We start from the raw sequence: 26733 nt of genomic DNA, 5'->3' as shown, positions 1-26733 counted from the left end.
GAATGCTTCCCCTCTTCTGGAGTGCCGCGGCACTCGATGACCTGGACGAAATTACCACCTACATCGCGGAATACAGTGTGCATGCGGCTATCGATATGCACGATTTGATTGAAAGCGCGGTGCATCCAGCCTCGGAACACCCGTATCTGTATCGGCAAGGCCGCGTACCAGGTACCCGCGAAATCGTGGCTCATCCCAATTACGTCATCGTGTACGCGGTACAGGTTGATCGCATCGAGGTTGTGGCCGTGTTGCACGCCCGCCAGGAATATCCCTAAGCAACTCCCGTTGCTCCTGCCCTCATTCCATGGCTTCTGCGATACGCCACCCTGATCATGGCGTTTTATTGGTCTTCTTCGCAAAACTTCTGGGCACCAGGCAATAAGCGAGGGCCTTGAACGCCGGATATCGAAAGTACTATCCTGCGCGAGACAGACACAGGATGGCACCGCCGCACAACCAAGGCGTAGCCCACTTGAGGCTATGGACGCTGGCGGTAGCCCGGCCGACAAGGCGCACCTGGCGGCCGAGCGCAAACGCAGCCGCCTGCTGGAGAAGGAGTTGCTGCGCAAAGGGCGCGCCTTGGCCGAGGCAGCCGCATTGCTGACATCCATCCGTACATGGGACGACTACCACGTAGGTAAATTCCTAGATCCACGACCTTAAATTCCGAAATTCACGCTCATACTTTCCGATATTCCCGATAGAATGTCCGGATGGAAACGGTATCCCTTTATCCCCGCAACATCAGCCCGCGCGTCGACGAGGCCCTGCGGGACAGCAAGACGGCGTCCCGGCCGGCCCATACTTGCCAACACGCCCATAACCCATAATAATTACGGGTATGATAGAACCGATACCGTTCAAGATGAGCGATGTCACCATGCTTCGCATCATCAGGCACTTGGCCAAGGACTCTGGCAATGTGTATATCCTCAAGCATGCACGAACAAGAATGCAGCAAAGGAAGATCACAATCTCACAGGTGCTGGCATGTTTGCGAGGCGGATCAATTCACGAACCTGCGCACCAGGACATAGATGGCTCATGGAAATGCACATTGCGAAACCGATGGGCGGGGGACGAGGTGCATGTAGCCGCAGCGTTACACCGGGACGAGAAAGGAGACTGGATTGCGGTAGTCACAGTTTTTTGAAGGATAGATGCCATGTATCACTACACTGAGTCAGGGTTGCGCAATGTGTGGCTTGCCAACGGCTACAAAGTTCGCACCGTTGGCGGTGAGGATGCCGTGGCAATCCATGACGTCGACCAACTGCACCGGGCCATTGGCCGAAGCCTGGCGCACAAACCCTATCTGACGGGTACTGAACTACGATTCCTAAGGAAGGAGATGGGCCTGTCTCAGAATCGACTCGCAGAACTGCTTGGATCCACAGAGCAAACCATATCGTTATGGGAACGCGGCCGCCAGTTGCCCAAGGCCTATGATCGGCTAATTCGCGTCATCTACTTAGAAAAGCTGGACGGGAATGTCAAAATACGGGAAATGATCGATCGCCTCATCGATCTCGACGAGAAAGATCCTGGCAAGATCATTTTCGAGGATACGAACACTGGCTGGCGCGAGGCTGCCTAAGCCAAAACCTCGCCCGCCGCTTCCGCCTCACCCAACGGACACCTGGGGAATCCGCCCCGCGTCCCGGGCCATGACTTCCATGAGCCGCCGCAGGAAATCCAGACAGGCCTGCAACTGGCTGCGATCGACGAATTCATCGGCCTTGTGGCCCTGATCCATCGATCCCGGACCACAGACGATGGCCGGGATGCCGATCGCCTGGAACAGACCGCCCTCGGTGCCGAAGGAAAGCGTTCGCGCCTCGTGATTGCCAAGCAGATCACCGGCCAGCTGGCGCAGCCAGTCACCCCCCGGCGTGCGCTCCAGCGCCGGATAGGCGGCGAGATCCTGCCAGTCGAAACCCGTCGCGGGATCAGCGCAGTCCAGGCAGGCAACTACTGCCCATATCTGTTAGCGCCGATGTAATATTGACCCACCGGGGGCGCGGACGTATCCTCTGACTGAGAAAGCTACCGCGCCCCCCACCCCGTCAGCACGATCCGCACCGTCTTGAAGACAATCAGGATATCCAGCCACAGCGAAAAGTGCTTGATGTAATAAAAATCATGCTGGATCTTGACGCGAGTCTCGTCGGCATCCGCCGTGTAGCCCTGCATCACCTGGGCCCAGCCGGTGATGCCGGGACGCACGACGTGGCGATAGATGTAGAACGGGATCTCGGCATCAAACTGGTCCACGAACACGCGCTGCTCGGGGCGCGGGCCGATCAGGCTCATGTCGCCCTTCAGCACGTTCCATAGCTGGGGCAGCTCGTCCAGGCGTGTCTTGCGGATGAACGCCCCCACCCGCGTGATGCGGTCGTCGCCGTCGGAGGCCAGGCGCGCGCCATTCGATTCGGCATCGGCGACCATGCTGCGGAATTTGTAGATGCGGAAATCGCGCCCGCCCAGGCCGACACGGCTCTGGACGAACAGGGCGGGGCCGGGACTATCCAGCCGGATGGCCAGCGCCGTCAGGAGCATCAGGGGGACCGCCACCGGAATGATCGCCAACGCCCCCGCCATGTCGATCAGGCGCTTGCAGACGGAATACAAGGGCGACGGCAGCAGAGAACCCACGTCGTTTTCGGACAGATTCTCGATTTCGACCCGGCCCGTCAGCCTCTCGCGCATCTGGCGGACATGGAACACCGGGACACGCGACAGGATGCACTGAGCCAGGAACCGCTCCCAGTCGGGGCTCAAGTCATCGGCATCCAGGTCGGCGACGACTGCATCGTATCGAATCCCCGCCAGGTCAGGCACGGCAAGCTGGCGGATTTCCAGATTGCGCTGCGGCCGGATCGCCTGCGCCTCGCCCAGCGGCACGACCGCCAGCTTCAGCTGCCGATACTTTCTGCCAACAAAGTATGCCGCGTAGCACCAGGCCAGGGCTGCGGCGTAAGCCATCAACAAGATCGGCCGGGAATACCCGCTGCGGCTAAAGAACAAGGCTGCGAACGCCACCAGGAACGTCCCCGTCACGACCGGCGCGATATGGGCAATGATCGCGCCTCCCGAAAACTGTCCCAGACGGCGCAAGGTCAGGATGATGAACAGAAACGACAAGCTGATGGCCAGCAGTGTATTGACCCGGACCACATCCATGTGTTGCCAGAACGGCCAGCCCCAAGCCAGGATGGCCGGCAGAACAGCCACCACCAGCAACCCTGCCACAACCTGGAATGGGCCACCCAACAGCACGTATTCATACCAGCGGGAATGCCGCCGCTCATAGCACCCCAGCGCATCCGGCTGACCGTCCGCACCTGGGCAGGCAGCCCGCCTGCCTTGCATCACCGGCAGCCAGGCAAACGCCAGCATCACGATCAGATACCCCCATTCCGACATCTCGGACGAAAAGGTATGCAGCATCAGACTGGCCAGATAGGCCAGGGCCGCGCCCGAGGATGCCACGACGAAATACGTGTCCTTCGCGCTGCCCGCCCCGCCGCGCAGCACCCGCCTGATCGGCAGGATGGCCGCCACGATGAACCCCAGCATGCCGGCCAGGCCCAGCACGCCAAAGTCCGCCAAGACACCCAGATACGCGTTGTGCACCGGCATGACCACGCCGTAGCCGGGATCCATGGCGGTGGAGCCAAAGCCGCAGCCCAGAGGCAGGCAATCCATTGCGCGATCCATGCCGTATTCCAGCAAGCGGATCCGTTGAGGATCCCCTTCCCCCAGGCGGGTGGTGGTGACGGGCTCGATCGCCGTTTCCATCAGGGCCTCGGTCTTGCCGCCGAACATGCCGCTGACACCGGCACGCTGGATCGGCGGAGACCCGGCCGATCCGTGACTCAGGTACCCGATGCCCGTGCTGAGCAGCAGCAAGCCGAACAAGGCCGGCACACAGACGGCCATCGCCGGCCTGGCACCCGACAAGGCACGCCAGTCATGGCGCCAGGCCAGCAACAGGCCAAACGCCAGAGCCGTCAACCCAAGCACCAGAACCCCAGTCCGCGTGCCATCGATCACAACCAGGAACACGCATCCGGCGACCGCGACGCCATTCGCAATCCACCGCCGGGGACAGACCAGCATATCGGCCAGAAATAGCGGCGCGAAAAATGCCCCGGCCTTCCAGATCACTCCCGGCCAAGCCAGGAAACTGCCCTCGCGCTCCGCAGCTCCCATGGCGATGTAATAGCCACTAGGCGCCGCCTTGGATGCCAGAAACACCAGTACCACGGCAGCCACGACCCAGCGCAGTATGGCAGCCCGATCCCCCCACCCAAGATCCGCGGCGAGTCTCCAGGCGATGGCGCAGCACAGGCCGATGATGGCGATCTTGATGCCATGGTGCAGCGTGATGGCGCTGTGGTTGGCCCAGGCCGACACCGCCATGCCCAACACCAGCGCCGCAAACGAGCCCCATACCGATGCGGGCGGCATCGGGCGCTTGGTGCCCGCCACATGGACCGGCCACGTCAAAGCCACCGCCGCCAGCCCCCAGAGTGCCCACAACCCCCAGTACCCCCAGGGCGTCACGACATCCCGCAGGCTTCCCAGCGCGGCCAGTAGTAAACCCAGCGTCAACAACGCCGATATTGAAAACCCACGATGAACCATTAACAAAATAGAGCCTCATTGCGACCTCCAACATCCTATGGGTCACCGCGAGAGTCGTATGTAATAGGTTCATGCAGTTCTAATCAGATTTGCTCAAGATATTCCGAAAAAACTTGAAATATCGCATCACACTAAGGTGAACGCCGCGCAGCCCGCATAGGGGCGCAGCATCCATTCGAAAGCGACAATCCAGGGTTAGCCAGATCAATCCCGCAGCCAAGCCGCTAACGTTTCGTTGATCTTTCGCACATCAAAACGGGCCTCGGCCATCCGGCGACTGGCACGACCCATGGACGCAATCAGGCCGGGATCATCCAGGAAACGCAGCATAGCGTCCGCCAGGGCATCCACATCGCGCGCCGGCACCAGATAGCCATTGACCCCATCGCTGACCGTTTCGCGGCAACCCGGCACATCCGTGGTGATCACCGGGCGCCCCATCGCCATGGCCTCCTGGGTGCTCAAAGGCACACCCTCGCGATACGAGGGCAGCACAAACACGCTGGCGCGTTCCATCCACGGACGGACCGGCACATGCCCTGGCCATTCCACGATGCCATCATCCACCCAGGCCTGCACCTGCGCCCGGCCCAAGCCGCCCGGATTGGAGTCCAGTCCGCCCAACAGCACAAACCGTGCCGCCGAGTAGCGATTCCGGACCAGGCGCGCCGCTGCCACGTATTCCACGATGCCTTTTTCACGCAGCAAACGGGCCACCAGCACGAAACCGACCGGATCAAGCACCGGCGGGGCTTCCCGCCAAGCCTGCAGATCGACACCGATGCCGCCCAGCAAGACCGATTTTCCCTGCGCCACCAGGCCTCGGCCGATGAATTCCCGCTGATCGTCCGGATTCAGGAACACGACCCGATGCGCACGCCCGAACCCCACGCGATACAAGACTTCCACCACCCTGCGCAGGAACCGACGGCGCCATCCGGGGCGGCTGCCCGACTGCGTGAACACATAGCCAGCGCCCTCGACCATGGCCACACGCCTGGGAACCCCGACCAGCCATGCCGCCAGCGTCCCATAGACCATCGGCTTGGTGGAAAATGCAAACGCGACATCCGGCGCCAGGCGCCACAGGATGCGGACCAGCCCAACAAAGTCCACCAGATCGCGCAGGGGATTCATGCCGGTGCGCTGCAGCCGGTAATCGACCGGTTCCGCACCCAGTTCAGCCAATTGCGCGCGCGTCGCCGTATCGTAGTCCGGCGCCAGGCAGCACACCGTCATGCCATCGGCGACCAGATCACGGATCAGATGCCCCCGAAAGTTCAGCAAATCCACCGCATGGTGGGAAATGATGGCCAGCCGCGTCATACGGTGGGACGCGAGCGATCAGCCGCATTCATCGCGCAATAGACCAGACATTGCAGGCTGCGGATTGCAGCCTTGACCCGGTCCTTCCAGTGCGGCTCCCGGCCGATCTGTGCCGCATAAAACAAGAGGAAACCGCCGGGGTTGCGCCGCAAATGCGCCCGAAAATTCCGGGTATAGCCATCGTCCAGATATTCACACAGGTAGATCGCCCGATCCAGGTAGAACCAGATCGGCCCCCGGTCGCCGATCTGGTTCCAGATGTAGAGCTCAGGCACGAAGCATTCCCCCGGGATGATGGGAAAAGGCAAATCAGCCATGACGTCCCGGCGAAACACATAGGCCAGGTCGCCTTGAACCCTGCGGCCCGCCTGGCTGGGCGTTGCCACCCAGGGCGATGGTTCTCTTTCGCGCGGCAGGCCCAGCAAACGCCCTTGCATGTCCGCCTTACGGAAACACACGCCGACCACGGATTCCGGCGCCTGCACGGCTTCCGCCACCGCATCCGCCACGCATTCCACGGCATCCGGCGTCAGGCAATCGTCGCTATCGACAATGAAGATCCAATCCCCCCGCGCCGCGCGAACCCCGGCGTTGATGGCCGCATGCTTGCCGCCATTTTCCTGCCGCTCGATCCGAATCGGAAATTCGGCCTGCGCCTGGCAGCCCTGGACCCACGACATCGTATCGTCCACGCTTCCGTCATCGACGATCAGCCATTCAAAATCCTGCCGGCCCTGCTTGTACAGGCTGTCGTATAGATGTGGAAGCGTATGCCGACGGTTGTATGTCGGCGTCAGGATGGTCAGCATACGATTTCCCCCTGGTAGAGCTTTAGCCAAGTCTCGACGACACGCTCAATGTCCAGGCGATCCTCGACGCTGCGGCGCGCCGCTGCCACTCTGGCCATCCGCAACTCACCCCCCAGGGCAAACACCTGGTCAAGCGCATGCGCCAGGGCTGTCTCGTCATCGACGGGCACCAGAAACCCGGTCCCGGCCATGACTTCGGCCACACCGCCCGCGTCCGTAGCCACCACCGGGGTCCCAGAGGCCATTGCCTCGGCCACCACCAGCCCGAACCCCTCAAAATGAGACGACAGCACAAACGCATCCGCAGCACGCATCAAATCCGGCACGTCCGCACGCGCGCCCAGCCATACGACACGCCCTCCCAGCCCCAGGTCGTCACACTGCCTGCGCAAGGCTGCGCGCAAAGGCCCATCGCCCGCGATCCACAAATCGACATCCGGACACCGCGCCGCAAAACCGGCAAAAACCCGCAACAGGCCGGCATGATTCTTTTGCTCCACCAGACGCCCCACCGATAGCAGCAACCGTCGGGTTCGATCCGGACATAGCGCATCCCGGGATTTCGCCCGCAACTCAGGCGCATCCAAGAACCGCCGCAGGTCGATGCCATTGAGCACCGCCAACATGCGGCCCTTGGGAACCGCGCCGTTGCGTTCGAAAGCATCGACCGCCTCCTGGCTGACGTTGGTCGACAGGTCCGCCAGCCGGTCCGTCAAACGATACGCCAAACTGACCCAGCGCCCTCCTTCGTTCGTATTGTGCGCCGTGCAAACCAGACGCCGCATGGGGCTGATCAACCGCACCAGACGCGTCAGCAAGTTCGCATCCACCATATGGCTATGCACCACGTCCGGCTGCCAATCGCGCACCAGCCGCCCGAGACGCCAACAACCACCGATCAAACCCAGCGGCGACTTCGTGAATCCCATGGGAAGCAAGGCCACCGAAGGTTGCGGCCGCAACTCGGCAGCCCCCACCAAATAGGCGATCGCGACTTCATGCCCCCGCCCCGCCAATCTTTCAGCCAGATCCATCACCTGGCGCTCCGCCCCACCCAGGGCCAAACCCGTCGTGACCAGCAAAATTCTCATTGATCCTCGTCCATGCTTATCGTACCCGCCGCCTGACGCGCGCTTCCGACCACACGGACCGCCATGCCCATCATGACGACCAGCAGGGCCGCTTCCACCGCCACCAGGCCCGCGGCCATGCCAACCCCGCCATACGACAGGGACAGGCCCGAACCCAGGGCAACCCCCAGGATCGAAAACCCGGAAATGGCATAGCTGGCGGGTTTTGCGCGACCTGCTGGAATCAGCAGCACCAGAGCGATGCTCTGGTTGAGAATACGCAAAGGCGCCACCCCCAGCAGCACGCCATAAATCAGATGCGCGCCCGGAAAGCCCGGCCCCAGCATCAGGTCCAGCACCCAGGGGCCCAGCCACACCGCCAAAACCGTACCCACCAGGGCCGTCAGGCCGATCCCCAGCAACACGACGACCGGGACACGCATCGATTTTTCAATGCCCCCCCCCGCCAAGCGCGTGGAAAAGACCGGAAACACCGCCGACAGGAACGGCATGGCCAGGCTGGTCATCCCCTTGATCAGTTTCTCGGGCGGCGCGAACTCACCCACGGCCTGTTTGCCGGAAGTCAGCCCCAAAAACACAGGGACGGCCGACATCGCCAGATTGCTGGCACTACGGTAGACAAAAAAATGGAAACCTTCGCGGATCTGGCGGCGGGCACCATGGACATCCCAATGCACCGGCCCGACCTCGCGACGACACCACCCAGTCGTCAGGCACGTATTGAGCAAAGGGGGAATCGCCAGAATCGGCAGAGACAGCAGGAAATCATGCGGATCACGGACCAGAGCCGCCAACACCGCCAAGCCGCACAGACGCAGCCCCACGTCCAGCAGCGCCGGCCCCGCCATCCGTTCCCGGCCCTGGAAATACCACATGGGGCTGAAACCAAAGGCCAGGAAATAGGCCAGCACGAAACTCAGCAGTGCCACACCACCCAAATAGGCGTTCAACAGCCCCATGAGCCACGCCGCGCACAACACCACCACCAGGGGTACCGCCAGCAGGATCTTGGCCAGCAACACCTGGGAAAACAGACGGTTCAAGGCTTCCAGGCGCCCCCCTGCCAGCGCCGCCTGCTGCGCGGCATTGATGTTGAAGCCATATTCCACCAGCAGGGAAGCCGTCAGCGCCAGCGCCTGGCAGAACAGGATCTGCCCGTAGAGTGTGGCCCCCAGGGCCCGTGCCAGAATCGGGATTTCGAACACCGGAACCAGGAAGGAGACCAGCTGGACGACATACAAGGCCCCCGCATTGCGCGCGACCCGGCCCCGGACGGAACCGCCTTCCATCAGGCGTTCTCGGCGGGCATCCACGCGAATGCCAGCATGAGGATCAGATAGCCCCATTCCGACATCTCGGTCGTGAACGTATTGAGCATCAGCGCCATGCCATAGGCCAATGCGGAACCCGCGGTGGCCACGACAAAGCAGCCATGCCCAGCCCCACCACCCCGACGCAGGACACCACGAATCGGCAGCCATGCCGCCACCAAGAAACCCAGCATGCCCAGCAGGCCCAGCACGCCGAAATCCCCCAGCGCGGCCAGATAGGCGTTATGGACCGGCATCAGCGTCCCGGTGCCGACATCCGTCCCCGTCGTCCCGAAACCGCAGCCCAGCGGCAGGCATACGACAACCTGGCCCAGGCTTGCCCGCAGCAGCTTGATGCGCGCAGGATCCCCCTCGCCGATCCGGGTCTCGAAAGTCCTGCTCAGGGCGCCTTCCAGGACACGCGCTGGTTCGACCTCTGCCGCAGCGGCGCCGCCCGGCGAACCCTCTGACACGGATCCTCCGGCCCAGCTTTTGACCGCCTCCAGGTTCGCGCCTGTGTTGAACAATTGCAGGAGCAGCAACAGAACCGCCGCAACCCAAAACGGCCGGAACTGGCGGCGCGCCAGCCCCAAATCGCCGCGCCAGGTCAGAAAGGCGACGAACCCCAGCGCGGTTGCCCCCAGCAGCAACAAGCCCGTGCGACTACCATCGATCAGCACCAGGAAGACACAGGTCGCGATCATCAGGCCGTTCCTGGCCCAAGCCCTGGGAGTTTCGACCGCGTCCGCCAGGAACACCGGCAGGAAAAGCGCCCCCGCCTTCCACAGCACCCCGTAAACCGCCAGGAAACTGCCTTCACGAGGGCCATCGACCAGCATCTGACCGGTAGGATTCCAGACCTTGGACACGGCCAGGCTGATGAGCACCACCCCAACCGCCCAGCTCATTGCCATGACAAGCTGGCGCCAGCTCAGCTGGGCAACCAGGCGCCACATCGTCACGAACATGCCCGCGATCACCGCGATCTTCATCGCCTGGTACGCCGAGGTCCAGTGCTGATTGGCGGCTGCGGCAACGATCATTCCCAGCCACAGCACGGCATAGGAACCCATAACCCAGACAGGCAACCCCGGAACCCTGGGTTCCCTGCCGACAGGGCGCGCAGCAATGAGCGTCACCACGGCCCAGCCCCCCCACGCGGCCCAATAGCCCATGGGCGTGATGAGATCCCGAAGACTGCCCGATGCCATCAGGACCAGGGACGCCGTCAACAATATGACAGGGAGCCTGTCATTTATCATCCATCGCCCCAAAGTCCCTCCGCATCCACGCCAACTCGAACTCGTCAGCTTAGCAGCGACGGACTACGCAAATCGTTAGTGTTTATTAGCTGAGTGACAAAAGAAAAGGCCGCCATTACCCTCTGGGCTCATATTCCGGCACCCAGCGCTTCAATCCGGCCCGCACGGCCTCATCCATCTGCGGCACCCGAGTCAACCACGCTTGGACTTCCTGATAAAAGCCGTCAGGCACCGCCCTGGGTCGGGCAATACGCAGCTTTTCATGCGGGGTGGGCAGGGTTTCCTCGGCGTCGGCCAGCAGTTCCTCGTACAGCTTTTCACCCGGGCGCAGGCCAGTGAATTCGATGCGGATTTCGTCTTCCGTGAAGCCCGACAGACGGATCATATTGCGCGCCAGGTCCACGATCTTTACGGGCTCGCCCATATCCAGGACGAAGATCTCGCCGCCCTGCCCCATAGCGGCCGCCTGCAGCACCAGCTGGGCAGCTTCGGGGATGGACATGAAATAGCGGTTGATTTCCGGATGCGTGACGGTCACAGGACCACCATGCGCGATCTGGGACTGGAATTTCGGGATCACGCTGCCCGTGCTGCCCAGCACGTTGCCAAAGCGCACGATGTGAAAGCGCGTCGTGCCCGGGCCATTCTGCATCACCTCACAGACCATTTCCGCGACCCGCTTGGTGGCACCCATCACGTTGGTGGGGTTGACGGCCTTGTCGGTGGAAATCAGCACGAAGCGTTCTGCCCCCGCATCGCGGGCAGCGCGCGCTACGACCAACGTACCGGCCACGTTGTTGCGTACTGCTTGCCAGGCATTGCCGACTTCCATCAGGGGCACGTGCTTGTAAGCTGCCGCATGGAATACGACCTGAGGTCGTTGATCCGCAAACACTTGCGCCATGCGGGATTCGTCCTTGACATCACCCGCCAGACGCACAATAGGGACTTCGGGACGGTGCTCTCCGAACCATTGCTCGATCATGTACAGGGCAAATTCACTGGATTCCAGTAAGACAATGCAGGCAGGCTGGAAACGGGCCAGCTGTCGGCACAGTTCACTGCCGATCGACCCGCCCGCCCCTGTCACCAGGATGCGCTTGCCGGTCAGCATGGCCTGGACGTTCTCGTTGTCGATGCGCACGGATTCCCGGCCCAGCAGGTCCTCGATCTTCACCGGGCGCATCATGTTGATGGCGACACGGCCGCTCATCAGTTCGGCCAACCCAGGGACTGTGAACAGGGCCGCACCGGCGCCGGTCGCCAGTTTGGTCACTGCCTGCAGTACCTCTGGAGACGCGGATGGCATCGCCAGGATGACGTGACGCGCGCCATGCCGCTGCAGCACTGCCGCCAGATCTTTTGTTGCGCCTTCCACCCGGCAGCCATTCAGATCCCTCCCCCATTTATGCCGATCATCGTCGACCAGCGCCACGACCTTCCAATCGGGGCTTCGGGCCAATTCCCGCAACAGCATCGCGCCCGCCGTGCCCGCCCCCGCCACTACGATCGGTTTGCGGGCGGTATCCGATATCGGCAGCATGCGGGATTCCTTCCACAAGCGCCAGGCAATGCGGCCACCGCCCATGATGACGATCAGCAGCAGCGGATAAAGGATCACGATGGACCGAGGGATCAACAGCCAGGAACGGCCAAAAGCCGCCAGCGCCAGCACTGCGGCAGCCGAGGCCGCAACTGCCCGAACCAGACGCCGCAGATCGGGCAAACTGGCAAAGCTCCACATCCCGCGATACAAGCCCGCCCAGCGACAGGCAGCCAACTGAACCGCCATCAAAAAGAGAACGCCAGCCATGATCTCTGTCCGGAACATCGGCGGAAGCTCTAAATTAAAGCGCAATAGGAAGGCGCCCAACCAGGCCAGGATCACCGCCAACAGATCGAAGGCAAACACAAGTAGGGAACGCAGAGACAAGGCAGACCTTCGGTGTATGAAACACCCAACAGGGGATCATTCAGGGCAATTCAGACCATCAAGCCCCGGAAGATCACGCAGACCCTTCCCGCCAGGCCACTTGAATTATTGATTATAAGACGGAGGGGCGAACCGACCAGAGGCGCGCGACACTCCGCTAAGAACCGGGCCGGCGGCGGATTGCGTCCCCCGCCCCACGCCCCAGGGCGGTGAGCAAGATATAGCGGCCATAGGCACGCAGGGTCAGTGCTCGAAGCATTCGAGCATCCGTTTCCGCCAATAGCGACGGGGTCGACATATCGATGCCATTGATTTGCGCCAGCCCCGTGATCCCGGGGCGATGATCGAACACACCCAGATTCCGACGGGCTTCGATCAAATCCAACTGACTCGGCAGACAGGGACGCGGCCCAACGAGACTCATGTCACCCATCAGCACATTCCAGAGTTGGGGCAATTCATCCAGTTTCGTCCGGCGCAAAAAATGTCCAAGCCGTGTAATCGCCGATGCATCCGCCAGATGAGTCGCAACTGACGCGGTATCGGGACGCATGGTGCGAAACTTGACCAGAGTGAAGATACGCTGCGCCCGCCCCACCCGTGGCTGGCGAAACAGCGGCGATCCCGTATCGGCATACCCCAACACGCATAAAGCCAGCAGCACTGGACTACCCAACACCAACCCAATCAGCGATAGCAAGACATCACACACCCGCTGCATTGGCCATCACCCGTAGTTGTTCATCCATCGTCACCACAGGCTTCCAGCCCAAAAGATCACGTGCCAGGGAATCATCCAGAACCAGCGAGCCTAGCAACCTGTCCGCCACCTGGCGACGGCCCAGAAGCCTCGCAACAGTAACCATGAAGGCAGGCGGCACTGGCAGCAACCGGGCCTTACACCCGTAGGCCTGCGCTATACGTTTCAGCAACTCAGGCGTTGCAACAGGTTGCCCATCTGATACCAGAAATACCCGACCTGCTGCGCCAGGACTAGCAGCGGGATCTGCACATAAGGCCAGAAAATCCACCAAATTGGTCACCGCAATCATGGACCGATGATTCCGCACAGCCCCGAAGGGCAGAGGAACCCCCCGACACACCGCGGCTACCAGCGCGGCAAAATTGCCCCGTCCTCCAGGACCATAGACCATCGGTGGCCGCACGATGACGAGCTCCAACCCGGTTTCGGTAGCAATCCTGCACAGCGCCTGCTCCGCATCCCATTTGGACTGAGCATAGATATCCTGGGGGCCGGGAGTATCGTCGGAACTGAATGCCTGGCCATCTGCCGTCCATTCACCATTTACCTTCGCCGAACTGACAAATACAAAGCGGCGGACCCCGGCGGCGGCAGCTGCCTGGGCCCAACCGCATGCCAGGCCTACCTGAGCGGATCTGAATACCTCAAGATCCGCCGTCGTTCCCCCGCGCGGCGCTTGTGCATCACCCGCTAAATGTACAACAGCATCGCACCCCACCAGCACAGCGTCGAGCGCTGTCCCCAGTCTTGCCACAATCTGCTCACCCGGCATGCCGCTTACGCGGCGAACAACCGGCACCACGTCAACTCCCAGGATTTGCAAATGACCACACAAGGTTCGACCTATGAACCCACTACCGCCAGTGACGAGGATCCGGGTCATATTGGATTTTCCGGTGCAGATCGCACCATTAGACTACCACCCTCAAAAAAACCTCCTCATTTCGCCAAAAATTCCAGCACCTTAAACGGATATTTGCTTAACAATTTAAACCAGTTAGTTGGTATACCGTTCTCACGGCAGGCCCGGAGCACCTCCTGATTGAGCAGCAATGTGTTCTTCCATCCCCCGGTACTGACGCCCCCCGTTCGCATTTTTACCAGGACCTCCGGCAAGTATCGATAGGCGATTTGTCCGTTCTTGAAAAACCGCGCCACCAACTCGTAATCTCCAGCAATCCGATAATCCGTTCGATACAAACCGAAGCGATCGAAAAGCCGTCGCCGCAAAAACAAAGATGGATGTGCAGGCATCCACCCCCACCCAATTCTAGCAGGTGAAAACCGCCGAGATCGATATCGACGCGACGCAACAGCAGGGTTAGTCGGAAGAAAATACTCCACGTCCCCATAAAGGGCGTCCAGGTTTTCGTCCTCCATATAATGAGCAACCCTCATCAATACATCCGAATCTGAATAAACGTCATCCGCATTGAGAATGCCGACGATATCCCCGGACGCCAGCCGAACCCCCTTATTCATGGCATCGTAAATGCCACCGTCCGGCTCCGAAACACAATGTGCTACGCGACTTCCATGCTGCAGAATAACTGCTTGTGTCCCATCGCTAGAACCCCCATCAATTACGATATGCTCCACATCCGCATAGGCCTGTGTAGCGACAGAATGCAGAGTATCCGCAATCGTACCAGCCGCATTAAAACAAACGGTAATAATACTAAACATCATTGTGGGAAGCTATGGATCTCTTGCGAGCGACTACCTACCCTTACGCCCAACAATCTCATCAGATAAGCACCATATCCCGTCTTAAGCAACGGCTTCGCAAGCGCCGCTAATTGTTCCGCATCGATCCACCCTGCGCGATAGGCAATCTCCTCGGGGCAGGCCACTTTCAACCCCTGTCTCCTTTCAATGGTGGCTATATACTGGGATGCCTCCAACAGAGAATCGTGAGTACCGGTATCCAACCAGGCATATCCTCGCCCCAGGATTTCTACATGCAACTGGCCAAGAGACAGATACTTGGCATTGATATCCGTAATCTCCAGTTCACCGCGAGCTGATGGTTTGACCTCGGCCGCGATGTCACACACCTGATTGTCATAAAAATACAAACCAGTGACTGCGTAATCAGATTTTGGGATTTCAGGCTTTTCCTCGATCGAGATTGCTCGGAAGTCATGATCGAATTCCACCACACCATACCGCTCCGGATCAGTGACATGGTAGGCGAACACAGAAGCGCCACTCTCATTGAGAGATGCCTGACTCAAAAGACCTTGGAAGCTATCGCCATAAAAGACATTATCTCCCAGAATCAGTGCACTAGGGGATGCTCCCACAAAATCACGGCCTAGCAGAAATGCCTGTGCTAAACCATCTGGCGTATGTTGTACGCAATATGAGATATTCATACCCCACTGCCCACCATCCCCAATCAAAGACTGAAAGCGGGGCAAATCTTGAGGAGTAGAGATCAATAAAACATCCCTTATCTTCGCCAACATCAAAGTCGTCAACGGATAATAAATCATGGGCTTATCAAATACAGGAAGCAATTGCTTTGAAATCGCAATCGTGGCGGGATGCAACCGGGTACCGGACCCACCCGCCAAAATAATCCCCTTTCTCTGGTTCACGTTACAGCCATCCATTTTTGAAGTACGTTTCCATCACGAAGCTTCGAAAAGCCAATCGAAAATCACAATCAAATCAAATCAAATCCCATAATTCGCAGGAGTTTCTGAAAATCTAGTAAATCAAGAAAGTTAGCCCAGAAGGCCCAATTTTCGGCACTCTGTGCTCTGAAGTGCTCCTGTTCTTTCGGACCGTCTGATGGGTGTCATAAGCTCTGATTCATGGTCTCTGGCTCAGGCAGCTTGGGCAGCCTCGTCTCACAGACGGCCGCCTGGGCCACGATGAATGGTGTCTTGTGTTTCACTAGCACATCCATGATTGCTTTCGCTCATATTATGCCTCGCCAACAAACTCCGGACACACTACGCCCCGGTATGGTGGCGCTGTTGCTGCAGACCGTGACGACGAAGATGAGGAGATCGGCTTGCAACGATTCGATAGTGCAGTGTACGCCGCGCGTGGCTACTTCAGTAACTCTGGTGGGCAATGGAAGCGAATATCTTCATTTTAATGCCTTCCCACCCATGACTGAAAAATATGCCGCTCCCTCGAAGTTTTCGCCGGATTGAAGTGATCCAAACTCTTGGGCAACAACTTTTAGCTCGTCGAGCTCATCATCGTTCAAGTGACTGAACACGTATCTGTTGATGCGCCATCGATGACAATGTGCTCGATCAGTGGGTAATCTTTGTTAGTCACTGACAGTAGCGCGCGCTCTAAAGTAGTTGAGCTGTTGTAGCAAACAGCGATGACAGAAATAAATGAATGGGCCTACATGAATCAGTAACGCAGAAAACGTCGCGCGATTTCCTTGGCCCACATCGGCACGAACTGCTGAATGAAGCGGCGGCCGCGCACGCTGGATACCGGCTTCAGTCCTCCCTTGAAATTGGGCACAATCGTGCGAACGTCGACCAGACATTTCTTCAACTCGGCTTCATAAACTTCATACACGGCAACTGGCTCTGCACACTCCGATGTGTAAAAGGTGGAAAGCCGATCGAACTTGCCGTTTTCCAGCAGCTGGAACTGGTGGAAGTGGTAGAAAATCAACGACACGCCTTCGATGGTAATCTGGCCAGAAGCATCTTTGTCAAAACGATATTGCGCATAGTTCCACGGGGCAATACCGGCGCCAGGGTGCATCAGAATATGGCAGGAAGAATAGCGATCAGGCCACTCGTCGAGATATTTCTGGTCGCCCATCTTGCCATCCTCAAGACGGTAATAGCACCATTCGATGCATTGCTCACGCCAGCGAGAAAGACAGGCCAGCCCCTGCTCATCTCGACGGAAGCTGTCCCACTCGACGCAAAAACGGCCATTAACCTCACGGTCTTTCAGTCTCTCGGAGAAGCGATGCTCAATGATAGCTATTGAAGCGTTTCCGATTTCCTCGAACAGCGGTTGCACATCCGAATAGAACAGCAGATCGGCGTCGATGTAGGTGAGAAAGTCGATTTCAGGATGGTTTTGCATTACATACCAAGTAAGGCAGGACGAGAGTGTCCAGCAGTACTCGGCCACGCCACGATCAGCTTTTGCCTTGAGTAGTTCCTCGTCCTCCACCTCGGCTAGGGTAATGCACTTAACGAAAGACATATCCAGCCGTTCTAGGATGTATTTGGTCTGATCATCCATGCACAGCACAAAGATTTTCGCCCCTGGGCAGTGGCGCTCCAGGCTACGTATCATCGCCAAGCCCTTCAGCAAGTAATTGCTGTCAAACAGCGAGCAAAAATATCGTGTGTTCATGAACCTACCTTCTTGCAGACATAGGTGCGGTTGGCCGACCCGACACCGCCCCGCACTGATTCGTCAAGGGTGTAAATTGCGATCAATTCCAGGCCTTGGCGGGCGAGCAGCTCCAGGAACTGCGGCTCGTTGAAATGGATCTCCATCGTCTCCACGCCGTATGCCTGTTTGCGGTAGTACACATTTGGCTGCCCCAGCACCACGGGCGTTCGATGAAAAATTACATAACGGCGCGCCACCCGCGCCGTCTCGGCCACGGCAGCCTCATATTCCGGAATATGCAACAGGCAGCAGCCAGATATGACGATGTCGAAGACGCTTTCGGCATACTTCAACGCTGTGGCGTCTTCAACGTCGAAACGCAACGTGGGGTACTTCTGGCGTGCCAGTCCGATGAAAGCCTCGGAATAGTCGCAGCCGACGTAGCTCACAGCCAGACCGGCAATCTCAAACACCTCGGAGTAGAAACCACTGGAGCATCCTACCTCCAGCACCGACATGCCGCACACATTCGTCGGCAACACTCGCAAAGCCTGGATCATGACATCGAACACGTCAATTGATTCACCGTTCCGATAGGCAGCAAGCTGGCCATTCACAAGCTCACGTTGCCGATGCGGGAGTGCATTGGACTGCCAAGCATCGCGCAGGCGTACCGCTTCGCTCACTGCTTCCTCGGCTTTCATCAGTACGTAGTTCGAAGACACGCCCCCCTGCTGGCCTAGTAGCTTGCGCAGCCGCTTGAATTCGGCCTTGAGCCGGGGAAATCGGTTGAGCAGTGATCGCAGCGCCGCTTTCATGGGCGGCGGACTCCGAGATGTCGTTTAAGCACTGGCACTAGTTCTTCCATTCGATGCTGGTAGGTGTGTTCCCGCAGCGTTCGTGCCTGACCAGCACGGGCGATTGTGGCAGCCTCTGCAGGATGATCAAGGTAGTAGTGGATCATCTCTGCCGCTTCCTCTTGTGAGGAGTAAACCACGATTTCCTTACCTACCTCGAAGATCTCGCCGAGATTGCCCTTACGGTCCGTGATAAGCAGCGAGCCCACGCCGGTAGCCTCGTACAAACGCATGTTATTGGCGTTATTCTCGGCCACGTTGATGTGGCGATTGAGGGTGACCTTGCTACGCGCCAACGCGCGGTACATGTCCAGGCCCCATACCTCACCATGGTGATTTCGGCGGATAGGGGAAGAACGCGGCAGCGTCTTGGCCCCGTAACCGAAAAACTCAATAGGTGTATGGGTGGCCAGATACTCAAGCAGAGGCACGGCCTTGCCGTGATGTCGGCTGATGCCGCCGACGAAGCTTGCGCCGATGTCTTTCTGAATGGTACCGAGCACTTCTAACACCCGCGTATCGAAGCCGATGCGGAAGTATTCGGAGGCGATGCCTAGCGCCTGCAGGCGGGGCACAAAGTGAGGAAAGGAAGTCAGAATGAGATCGTAGCCCTTGAGAAAGGACTCGGGCGGCAACGGACAGGCGATCTGTCCGACGATCAGACGCACATGCGATTTCAGCTCTTTCAAGACCTCGCCCGGGAAGAAGCTCAGATCCTGGCAATAGAGCACATCGGGTTTAAGCGAGCGGATCTGGGCGATCGCGACTTCCATGAGCCCCGGCAATGCCGCAAGCTTCGCGCCAATGATCGGTAATCTGAAAGTGCGGTGGGGCAGCCGCAACGCCCAGGCGCTGAACGAGACTTGATTTTCGGTCGCCCAGGCCTTTTGCAGCGGAACGCAGTTAACGATGAGGTCTTGGGCGTCCACGCCAAGGCTCTTTAGATTGCGCGAGTAGAAGTCCGAGGTGCCAAAGGAGGCCTTGAGGAGGGACTGGGTCTGCTCTTGCGAGGACGCGTGGTGTAACCCAACATGCTTGGCGTAGAACGTCTTGAGGAAACGGGGATAGTAAGTATCGAGTATGACCGCCTTCATTCGGGCTACCTGGAGTCAGTATCTATCGGTTGTTTTCTTCAGTACGACCAGCAGGCTGTCGCCCGCGCCGAGCCGGTCGACGATGCGGTTGAGGACCACCAGCAAGCCACCCGCCACCGTGCTCAGCCGGCGCAGCAGCGCGTTCTTAAGGCGGTGCGTGAAGGACGGCCGCTCGGAATCCGACGCTGTCTGGCCTTGCCAGGACTCAGAGGCCACGCCTTCGTCCGGCGCACGGCCCATGGCGCGCAGCTGTAGAAGGGTCCAGAGGTTGGGGGTAATCGATCGGGCGATCACCACTTCATAGCCCTGTTGCCGGGCTAGGAGGGCAAACGAGCGCTGGTTGAAATGGTGCTGGTGATAGGGCACATGCCAGTTGATCCACCTGCTTCCCGACAACCGGCGCTGCCACGACGAAACGTTGGGAAACGACAGCACAATGCGGCCACCGGGCGCCAGCCGGTCGCGCACTACGCGCAGCAAGGCCGCCGGATCGGGCACATGCTCGATCACCTGGTTGAGTGTTATAAGGTCAAAGACTTGTCCAGGAAATGGGTTGTTATGGATGCTACCGATGTGCACATTCAGGCCATAGCGCTGAGCGATGACAGCGACGTTTGGATCCGCTTCCACGCCAAAGGGTTCGACACCGATCTGACGAAGTTCCAACAAGGACAGGCAGGAGCCGCTGCCAATATCCAGCACCCGCTGTCCAGGTTTGGCGAGGTAGTGCCCCTGGTTGTCAGTGCCAGTCAGCCAGCGCTTAAAGCGGGCGTACTTCTTGGCGACCAGTGAGCTTTCCCTCTCAAGCGAATCAAAATTGATGTTACGTCGGGGATAGTACTGGCTGTAAAGCCCCGGCAGGTCTATCTCCTTCAAGCGTGGCGTAGTCACCATCTGGCCACAGGATTTGCATTGCAATATCGAGAACATCCCGGGGAACCCATAGCGGTCGTCCCAGATGCGATCGATAAACACCGCAGTGGACGAACCGCAGACGATGCACGTCGTGTCTTCTTTGTTCATTTGCTCGATGTGAAGGGTTTGAGTTTTTGGTGGAGGTAGCGCGAAATACCGAAGTAGGCAAGTCGCAGGGGGGCCGTCAGTCGCTGAAGGGGGGAGCCCACCATGCAGTAAAAGACCAGCCGCCGGATCACGTTGCTCGACGAGCGCTGGCCGAAGTACCGCTCCCACCAGTCCAGCCGCGCAACCTCGTTGCCGTAGACAGGTGGCGAAAACACGATGGCATTACTGCTCACGAGCAGTGGAACGCCGGCATCGCGCGCGAACCGCATGGCGATTTCGTAGTCGGCCAGGTAATGAGGCAACAGCCGGGGGCGCATGCCACCGTGTGCCTTGAACAGACCAGCAGGATATAGAGTTCCCCGCCCAGATAAGGCATCTACGCAGTAAACCGGCTTGGGTGTTCGCCGCTCCTGCGCCGGCAACTCGGCCAGCACGTCCCAGACCGCTATGCGGTTGATGTTGATGCGCGGGCCAATGCTAACCAGGGGAGCCTCGCAGTTTTCCTCGTGAACCACGCTACCCACCGCCGCCCCACCGCGCAAGAGGGACGTCTCGATCAGAGTCTGCACGTAGTCCACATTGAACCACGTGTCATTATTGACAAACAAGACAAAGTCATCATCGATGGGCAATTGAGTACGCACATATGCAAGCCCCTTTTGTATGGCCCCGCCCCACCACAGATTGCCATCTCCGGTCAGAGTAACGACATCGGGCTCACCCGCTAGGTATTCAGCAGTCCCGTCGGTCGATCCGTCATCGACAACCACCAGCCGTAGCTGCGAGGCCATTGATTGCGCTCTCAGGACCCCAAGCACCTTCTTGGTATGCGCCAACCGATTGAATACAGGGATCAGCACAAACACCCGCATCAGAAGCTCCCTTTCCTTACTAGAAACCACCCCTGATACGGCGCGCGACCTCCGGCTGGTCCAAAATATGAGCCCGGAAATGGATCAAAATTATCAAACACTTGGTACCCGTGGTCCGCGAAACAACTCTCAAGCTTGTTGGCATCCAATAGCCAAAGCGGATAACTAGCGTCATAGATTGACGGCGGCACGTGTTGGACGGCAATCTCCTCTGCCATTCCGCGTCGGGCCATCGTTCGATCGACAAGAACGTAGGGAACCCCCCTATCTAGCAACTCGGCCAATACTTGATAGGGGGACTCTAGATATTGGATAACACTCGACAGCAGAAGAAAGTTTGGTCGAATCTCATCTGCGCACTCCTGCGTAGTCTCAAAGAAATACAGTGCATGATCCTCAAAATCCTTTCGCCCAGCGTGGACAAAGTGAGATTGTTCGACAACCCCCCACCGGAGATCGTTCAGTCGATCAAACAAAAATCTATGCTGGTAATAAAGGCTGCCAAGAGCCCCCCCAAAATCCATAACACGCAGTGCTCCTTCACGACTCGCCGCGTACATAAGCCAGGCAAAGAGTTGATAGACCACTTCTCGTTGCTTGAATGTGACCGTATCGCGTTCGAAAGCAACTTCACCGTCTTTCACCTGTAACGCTGCATCTACGACCTTGTTCAGTATTGCCTGCGCGTCGTAACCGGTGGCGCGCTTAGCGGCGTCTGTCCAGTCTTTGAATCCAACTTCGTATTCATTGCCGACACGCGCAACAGGCGACAGCTTCCCCAATTCCACAGCGACGCGCCAAGCCCCTATCCGTGCCTCATATCGCCTCATCACCGCCCCGACAATGCTGCATCCAGGTCGACTCTCGGGAATTCATCCAGAACCCCTCCTGGCGTTGCGTTCAATATTTGCACATCATTTGCCGCAGCGATCTCGCGGAGCACACGATACTGCCGCCACAGGCGCGCCAGCGACTGAAAGTCGTCGTGCCTACTTGTAAGTATCTCCCCGCTACTTGATACCGAGTCGTCTTTCCCTCGCTGCGCCTTCAGGTCAAATGCGTACACGTAGGTGCCAGTAATAAAATGATCATGGTCCACACCAAGAAGATAGATTTCTTTGAAGCCGAGGTACATGGCAACCATCAAGGCCATCACCGGAACCGACTGAACCCGCGGGATTGGCTTGGTCAGATCAAGAACTTGTCGATCCGAAAGCTGGTCGAAATCGGCCCGCATATCCAAATAACGGACGTCTCTTCTCTCAAATAACTTCCGACTGCACACCAGTTGGCGCTCTGTCTCGTTGAGGAACAAGGTAGCGCCACCCAACTCGGCATCCATTTCCCCAAACCATCGCGCGATATCATCGGCAGTCATGGGCGGATGCGTCTGCGGGACGCAGTGGTACTTTGGTCGAATCTCAGAGTAATCTCGGTGTAGATACCCATTCGACACCGAGATTACGGTCTCCCCCTTCAATCTTGAGAGATCGACCGCTCTAGCGCTCGGGCCATTACCCAATACAAAGCATCGCTCCCCAAGATGCCGATCTTTGAGTTCCCGATTCCGCTCGAGGACACTCCACGAAACCGGACTCTCATTTCTTTTGCTGAGGAAATGCTGTACCCAAAGATAGAGCCTGTGCGGCAAAAAATTGATAATGGCATTGGCAATGTATTTCAACACTCTATTCACGCTACGTTCGCCTCAAACCGACTCGTCTCTTTCTTCGTGCGCATTAAAAACCTAGTATGACCTTGGATAAGTTACAGCGGCCCGCGCTAGAGAGCACCCTGTGCACCGTATTTACCCAAACAGCAAAGCGCGTGATGCGTACCAGCGCCATGATTGATATGACCACTCCAGATTTCGGGCACCCAGCTGAACTGAATCTTCTCAAGATGTTTGAACAAGGCGTCGAAGTCCAACTCCCCTGCGCCAATCTGCACTCCCTCCCCGTCGATCCCGTGCGCATCGGAAATATGCACGTGACGGATGTATGGCAGGATGATCTTGGCGTAGTCCACCAGGTCGATGCCTGCGTACTTGCAGTAAAGCTGGGCGTGGCAGATATCGAAGGTCATGCCCAGGGACAACGACTTACAGAAGGCTGCTATGTCCTCGGGTCGCATGTACCCGTATTGATGCCACTGTCCCCCAAGATACCAGGGGCGGGGCGGCAAATTCTCCGGCAGGAGATCAACACCATCGAGATTGATATTGCGAAGAATCTTCTCGGCCTTCGAGGTGATCTCGGCACAGTCGTAGTTCCCATCCAGCAGGCTCATGCCACCCACATGCAGAACGATCTTAGGCTTGGCTCCCTGCTGGAAACCTGGTGCCAGCTCCCGCGTACGGGCGATGGTCTGCTCGAGGATGCCGACCGATTTCCGGACTACCTCCGCGTTATTCGAGCAGAGATCAAAAAGGTCACGGCCGATGACCTCCGGCGCATGCATGACCAGGGCTGAGCTTTCACTCGTCGCGTGAACCTCATCGATCACATCGCGGTCCGAGCAGTGAAATTCGATCACTGGGGTCTTAAGCTGCTTGTAGGTTTCAAAATCGTGGAAACGGCACTTCACGCCCCATTCCTTGGAGAAGGTGAAACGTGGCCATTCAGCGACAATTAGTGCTTTTTCGAAATCCTGTTCCGTAATGTAGTCATTGGCACTCTTGGCACGCATCAATGTCTTGCCCAGGAATTCCGACAAGCGGTCGGGGGTGATGCCCTTGCCGGGGCTCATGAACTTCAAGTCCTCCAGACGTATCGTCTCGCCCACTGCGAGATCCCGCTTCGCGACCAGCGACTTGGCAAACACCTCCCGGTTGAGCTGCTCCGCCATCGTGATGACCTTGCGATCCTCGCCCAGCATCGTTCGCGTCAGCTGCAGCTGGCGCACCAGGTCCCGGAACTGCTCTGGCGTCAATGAAGCCTTGTGATCGGGCCCCAACTGGTGGATATCACGGGTGATGTGCTTCTCGATAATAGTCGCGCCCAGGGCATGCGCCAGCAGTGATGCCTGCACGCCCAGCTCGTGGCCGGAGTATCCCACCATAGGGGCTATCGACGCTAGGCTGTGCAGGTAACGCAGGTTCAGCGACTCCGGCGGTGCAGGGTAGGTCGATTGGCACAGCAGCATCGCGTAGCGGTTGGTGAAACTCTCGGCGATGAACTTGGCCGACTTCCGGATCACGGTATCGTCCCACATGCCGGTGCTAAAAATGGCTGGACAGGCCAGCTTGTCGAGGGTGTGCGAGATCAGGGGCCAATTGGTGAGATCGGCCGACGCAAACTTGACTGCATCCAGATCCAGGGTCGCGACAAAGTCCGCCGACACCTGATCGAAGGGTGTCACGATGAAATCGACACCCAGGCGGCGGGCTTCCGCCCGCAGGGCGTGAAACGACCCCTCGCTCAATTCCAGCGCCTTCAGCTGCGGAATCAGGTACTGGAACGACCATTCCGCACTGTTGGGATCGTCGAGGAGCGACGTAACGTAGATTTCCGAAAGCGTCCGTTTCTGGAATTTGACGGCATCAACTCCCGCCTTTGCAGCCTCATTCATGAGAAAGAGCGCCTCCTCGACGGATCCATTGTGGTTGATGCCAATCTCCGCGATGACATACAAACCGTCATTCTTAAGTGCCGCGATACGGGACATAACTTCTCCAGCTAACGTTGTTTCCCAGCCGGCATGGCGCCTTCGCCTGCCACGGGAGTAAGTCTTTCTATCATCTGTGCCAGCAGCTCACGCATGGGCACCAGGGGGGCCCAGCCGAGAGAGCGAAGCCGGGACGGATCCCCCAAGATTACCGCCTGCGCCTTATCGTTCTCCCGCACGAGTTGGGAACTGACCTCAATCTCAGCACGGACACCCGCCACCTCGGCAGCCATCGCAATCAATGCACTGATCTGATGTGCCTGGCCGGAGCAGATGTTGTAGACATCCCCTGGCTCACCATGCAGCATCAGCGTGCGGTAGGCCCGACACACATCGGCAATCGCGAGAAAGTCTCGCCGGACCGATGTATTCCCGGCGACAACACGCACGACGCCACCACTGCCGGACGCCAGCGCTCCCTGCGCAATCTGGCGACATATGGACGGCAACACGAAACGGCCGTCCTGGCCCGGACCGGTGACATTGAACTGCCGCAGGTGGACCACGGGCAAGCCGTGGACCCGATGGAAATGCAAGCCGAGGTGGCGCAAAGAGAGTTTGATCAAGCCATAGTGATCACGGGGCAAGGCGGGATGCCGCTCGTCCACCGGGCTTTCAGAGAACTCACCGTACTCCGAGGCGGAGCCGATCAAAAGCACACGTCCGCGCAGAGGCTGCTTCAGCCGCGTCAAGGCGTCGAGGATCATCAGCGTACCGTTGAGGTGCTGGTCCAAGGCCTTTTCTACATCACGGTTGATCTCGGGCACAAAGGAAGAACCGGTGGCAATCACCACATCAGTAGGCCGCACCTGATCCAGCAGGCGAACCAGCTCGTCCATGCCGGACGGCAGGGGAAAGTTCGGTACCTCGCCCAGGGCAGGGTTGCGGTAGTTGCGGAACAACACCTCAACCGACCACCCCCACTCACGCTGCGCGGTACGGGCGAGTTCCGCCGCGATAAAGCCGCTACCCACGATGAGCAAGGTGCGTTTCAAGTCCGCCGACGGGGAATGGGTCACCGCGATGCCACAGCGCGCTCGTGCAGGATCAGCTCCGCCAGTTTCATGTCGAGCATCGAGTCGATATCCACCGCCGCCTCCTCATCCATGGGATAGAGCGCCACCTTGCCCGAAAGCCGGTTACCGCTGTCCAGCAAGGCCCGGGGGCGAAAGACATAGATGGAGCCGTTCTCTACATATTGCGGCGCCATGTCCTGCCGCCGGGGACGATTACGGAAGTCATAGTTGATGGACCGCGCCTCGCCCCCTTCCTCTGTCCACAGAAAACGGTGGTTGGGCGACACTGAAAGCAGCGAGTCCACCCCCTTTTGCGTCAGCGTGGTCACCGCCGCGTCTATGTCGCCCGGTCGACGGACCGGTGACGTGCATTGAAGGAAGACCGCCAAATCGGGGAGCGGACGCCCCTGCTGCAGAAGACTGTGGATCGCGTGGATCAGCGCCGATTCTGAACTCGCCCGGTCGCCGCTGATGTCAGCTGGGCGGCGCACTACCGCCGCGCCGGCGGCCTCGCTGACGGCGGCAATCTCGTCATCGTCAGTCGACACCACGGTCTCTGTCACCCAACTCGATTGCCTGGCCTGCTCGATCGTGTGGACAATCAGCGGCTTGCCCGCAAGCAGTCGAAGGTTCTTTCGTGGAAGCCCCTTTGATCCCCCTCGTGCGGGGATGATTGCGATAACATCTTTGAACTGAATTTTCAAGATTAGTCAACCGCGG

24 protein-coding genes and 1 pseudogene are annotated in these 26733 nt (G+C 58.8%); 3 read left to right on the top strand and 22 right to left on the bottom strand.

Features of this window, described 5'->3' with window-relative positions:
- Positions 1–2: 2 nt before the first annotated feature.
- From ABCV34_RS13085 to ABCV34_RS13075, 3 genes are all read left to right on the top strand, one after another.
- On the top strand, positions 3–278 hold the full coding sequence (locus ABCV34_RS13085) for a type II toxin-antitoxin system RelE/ParE family toxin (protein WP_345796649.1): 276 nt from the start codon (positions 3–5) through the stop codon (positions 276–278).
- A 566-nt stretch (positions 279–844) separates the two neighbouring features.
- Positions 845–1156 carry a DUF4258 domain-containing protein gene (locus ABCV34_RS13080; RefSeq protein ID WP_345796648.1) on the top strand — a complete coding sequence of 104 codons (312 nt, stop codon included), beginning with the start codon at positions 845–847 and terminating at the stop codon, positions 1154–1156.
- Between the two features lie 12 nt (positions 1157–1168).
- Entirely contained in the window at positions 1169–1600 is a 432-nt protein-coding gene (locus ABCV34_RS13075) for a helix-turn-helix domain-containing protein (protein WP_345796647.1), read from the top strand.
- Positions 1601–1627: 27 nt separating this feature from the next.
- Here the strand turns inward: ABCV34_RS13075 and ABCV34_RS13070 are convergent.
- The 22 genes and pseudogenes from ABCV34_RS13070 to ABCV34_RS12965 all read right to left on the bottom strand — a co-directional run.
- Positions 1628–1933, bottom strand: a pseudogene (locus ABCV34_RS13070) (M20/M25/M40 family metallo-hydrolase); the annotation flags it as partial.
- 116 nt (positions 1934–2049) lie between these two features.
- The gene (locus ABCV34_RS13065; protein ID WP_345796646.1) at positions 2050–4653 is read right to left on the bottom strand and encodes a sugar transferase; all 2604 of its coding nucleotides are present in this window, start codon (positions 4651–4653) and stop codon (positions 2050–2052) included.
- A 204-nt stretch (positions 4654–4857) separates the two neighbouring features.
- Positions 4858–5979: a glycosyltransferase family 4 protein gene (locus ABCV34_RS13060; protein WP_345796645.1), complete on the bottom strand. Its 1122-nt coding sequence runs from the start codon at positions 5977–5979 to the stop codon at positions 4858–4860.
- Entirely contained in the window at positions 5976–6788 is an 813-nt protein-coding gene (locus tag ABCV34_RS13055) for a glycosyltransferase family 2 protein (protein ID WP_345796644.1), read from the bottom strand. Before ABCV34_RS13055 ends, ABCV34_RS13060 begins: the two co-directional genes overlap by 4 nt.
- Complete coding sequence (locus ABCV34_RS13050; RefSeq protein WP_345796642.1) at positions 6782–7879, bottom strand: glycosyltransferase; 1098 nt, start codon at positions 7877–7879, stop codon at positions 6782–6784. The genes ABCV34_RS13055 and ABCV34_RS13050 overlap by 7 nt, the downstream gene beginning before the upstream one ends.
- A complete protein-coding gene (locus tag ABCV34_RS13045; RefSeq protein WP_345796641.1) occupies positions 7876–9192 on the bottom strand; it encodes an oligosaccharide flippase family protein in 1317 nt (438 codons plus the stop codon). Before ABCV34_RS13045 ends, ABCV34_RS13050 begins: the two co-directional genes overlap by 4 nt.
- A complete protein-coding gene (locus ABCV34_RS13040) occupies positions 9168–10424 on the bottom strand; it encodes a hypothetical protein (protein WP_345796640.1) in 1257 nt (418 codons plus the stop codon). Before ABCV34_RS13040 ends, ABCV34_RS13045 begins: the two co-directional genes overlap by 25 nt.
- A 142-nt stretch (positions 10425–10566) precedes the next feature.
- Positions 10567–12264: a nucleoside-diphosphate sugar epimerase/dehydratase gene (locus tag ABCV34_RS13035; protein WP_345796639.1), complete on the bottom strand. Its 1698-nt coding sequence runs from the start codon at positions 12262–12264 to the stop codon at positions 10567–10569.
- A gap of 277 nt (positions 12265–12541) precedes the next feature.
- On the bottom strand, positions 12542–13084 hold the full coding sequence (locus ABCV34_RS13030) for a sugar transferase (RefSeq protein WP_345796638.1): 543 nt from the start codon (positions 13082–13084) through the stop codon (positions 12542–12544).
- Between the two features lie 4 nt (positions 13085–13088).
- On the bottom strand, positions 13089–14030 hold the full coding sequence (locus tag ABCV34_RS13025) for an NAD-dependent epimerase/dehydratase family protein (RefSeq protein ID WP_345796637.1): 942 nt from the start codon (positions 14028–14030) through the stop codon (positions 13089–13091).
- 56 nt (positions 14031–14086) lie between these two features.
- Complete coding sequence (locus ABCV34_RS13020) at positions 14087–14836, bottom strand: glycosyltransferase family 2 protein (RefSeq protein WP_345796636.1); 750 nt, start codon at positions 14834–14836, stop codon at positions 14087–14089.
- Complete coding sequence (rfbA, locus tag ABCV34_RS13015) at positions 14833–15750, bottom strand: glucose-1-phosphate thymidylyltransferase RfbA (protein WP_345796635.1); 918 nt, start codon at positions 15748–15750, stop codon at positions 14833–14835. Before rfbA ends, ABCV34_RS13020 begins: the two co-directional genes overlap by 4 nt.
- Before the next feature lie 778 nt (positions 15751–16528).
- Positions 16529–17503: a hypothetical protein gene (locus tag ABCV34_RS13010; RefSeq protein WP_345796634.1), complete on the bottom strand. Its 975-nt coding sequence runs from the start codon at positions 17501–17503 to the stop codon at positions 16529–16531.
- Positions 17500–18303 (bottom strand): class I SAM-dependent methyltransferase, encoded by an 804-nt coding sequence (locus ABCV34_RS13005; protein ID WP_345796633.1) that lies wholly within the window; start codon positions 18301–18303, stop codon positions 17500–17502. Before ABCV34_RS13005 ends, ABCV34_RS13010 begins: the two co-directional genes overlap by 4 nt.
- Entirely contained in the window at positions 18300–19436 is a 1137-nt protein-coding gene (locus tag ABCV34_RS13000; protein WP_345796632.1) for a glycosyltransferase, read from the bottom strand. The genes ABCV34_RS13005 and ABCV34_RS13000 overlap by 4 nt, the downstream gene beginning before the upstream one ends.
- A 15-nt stretch (positions 19437–19451) precedes the next feature.
- Positions 19452–20459 carry a class I SAM-dependent methyltransferase gene (locus ABCV34_RS12995; RefSeq protein ID WP_345796631.1) on the bottom strand — a complete coding sequence of 336 codons (1008 nt, stop codon included), beginning with the start codon at positions 20457–20459 and terminating at the stop codon, positions 19452–19454.
- Positions 20456–21331, bottom strand: coding sequence for a glycosyltransferase family 2 protein (locus ABCV34_RS12990; RefSeq protein WP_345796630.1), 876 nt, complete (start codon positions 21329–21331; stop codon positions 20456–20458). The genes ABCV34_RS12995 and ABCV34_RS12990 overlap by 4 nt, the downstream gene beginning before the upstream one ends.
- Complete coding sequence (locus tag ABCV34_RS12985; RefSeq protein WP_345796629.1) at positions 21331–22119, bottom strand: methyltransferase, TIGR04325 family; 789 nt, start codon at positions 22117–22119, stop codon at positions 21331–21333. The genes ABCV34_RS12990 and ABCV34_RS12985 overlap by 1 nt, the downstream gene beginning before the upstream one ends.
- Positions 22120–22160: 41 nt before the next feature.
- Positions 22161–22709, bottom strand: a complete 549-nt coding sequence (locus ABCV34_RS12980; RefSeq protein WP_345796628.1) for a hypothetical protein — start codon at positions 22707–22709, stop codon at positions 22161–22163.
- 404 nt (positions 22710–23113) lie between these two features.
- Positions 23114–24997, bottom strand: coding sequence for an N-acetylneuraminate synthase family protein (locus ABCV34_RS12975; protein WP_345796627.1), 1884 nt, complete (start codon positions 24995–24997; stop codon positions 23114–23116).
- A gap of 11 nt (positions 24998–25008) precedes the next feature.
- Complete coding sequence (locus ABCV34_RS12970) at positions 25009–25992, bottom strand: GDP-mannose 4,6-dehydratase (RefSeq protein WP_345796626.1); 984 nt, start codon at positions 25990–25992, stop codon at positions 25009–25011.
- 20 nt (positions 25993–26012) lie between these two features.
- Positions 26013–26717 (bottom strand): acylneuraminate cytidylyltransferase family protein, encoded by a 705-nt coding sequence (locus ABCV34_RS12965; RefSeq protein ID WP_345796625.1) that lies wholly within the window; start codon positions 26715–26717, stop codon positions 26013–26015.
- Positions 26718–26733 lie beyond the last annotated feature (16 nt).

This window comes from Castellaniella sp. MT123 (assembly GCF_039614765.1).
GTDB lineage: Bacteria > Pseudomonadota > Gammaproteobacteria > Burkholderiales > Burkholderiaceae_B > Castellaniella.
This window is presented reverse-complemented; position numbering and strand designations above follow the sequence as displayed.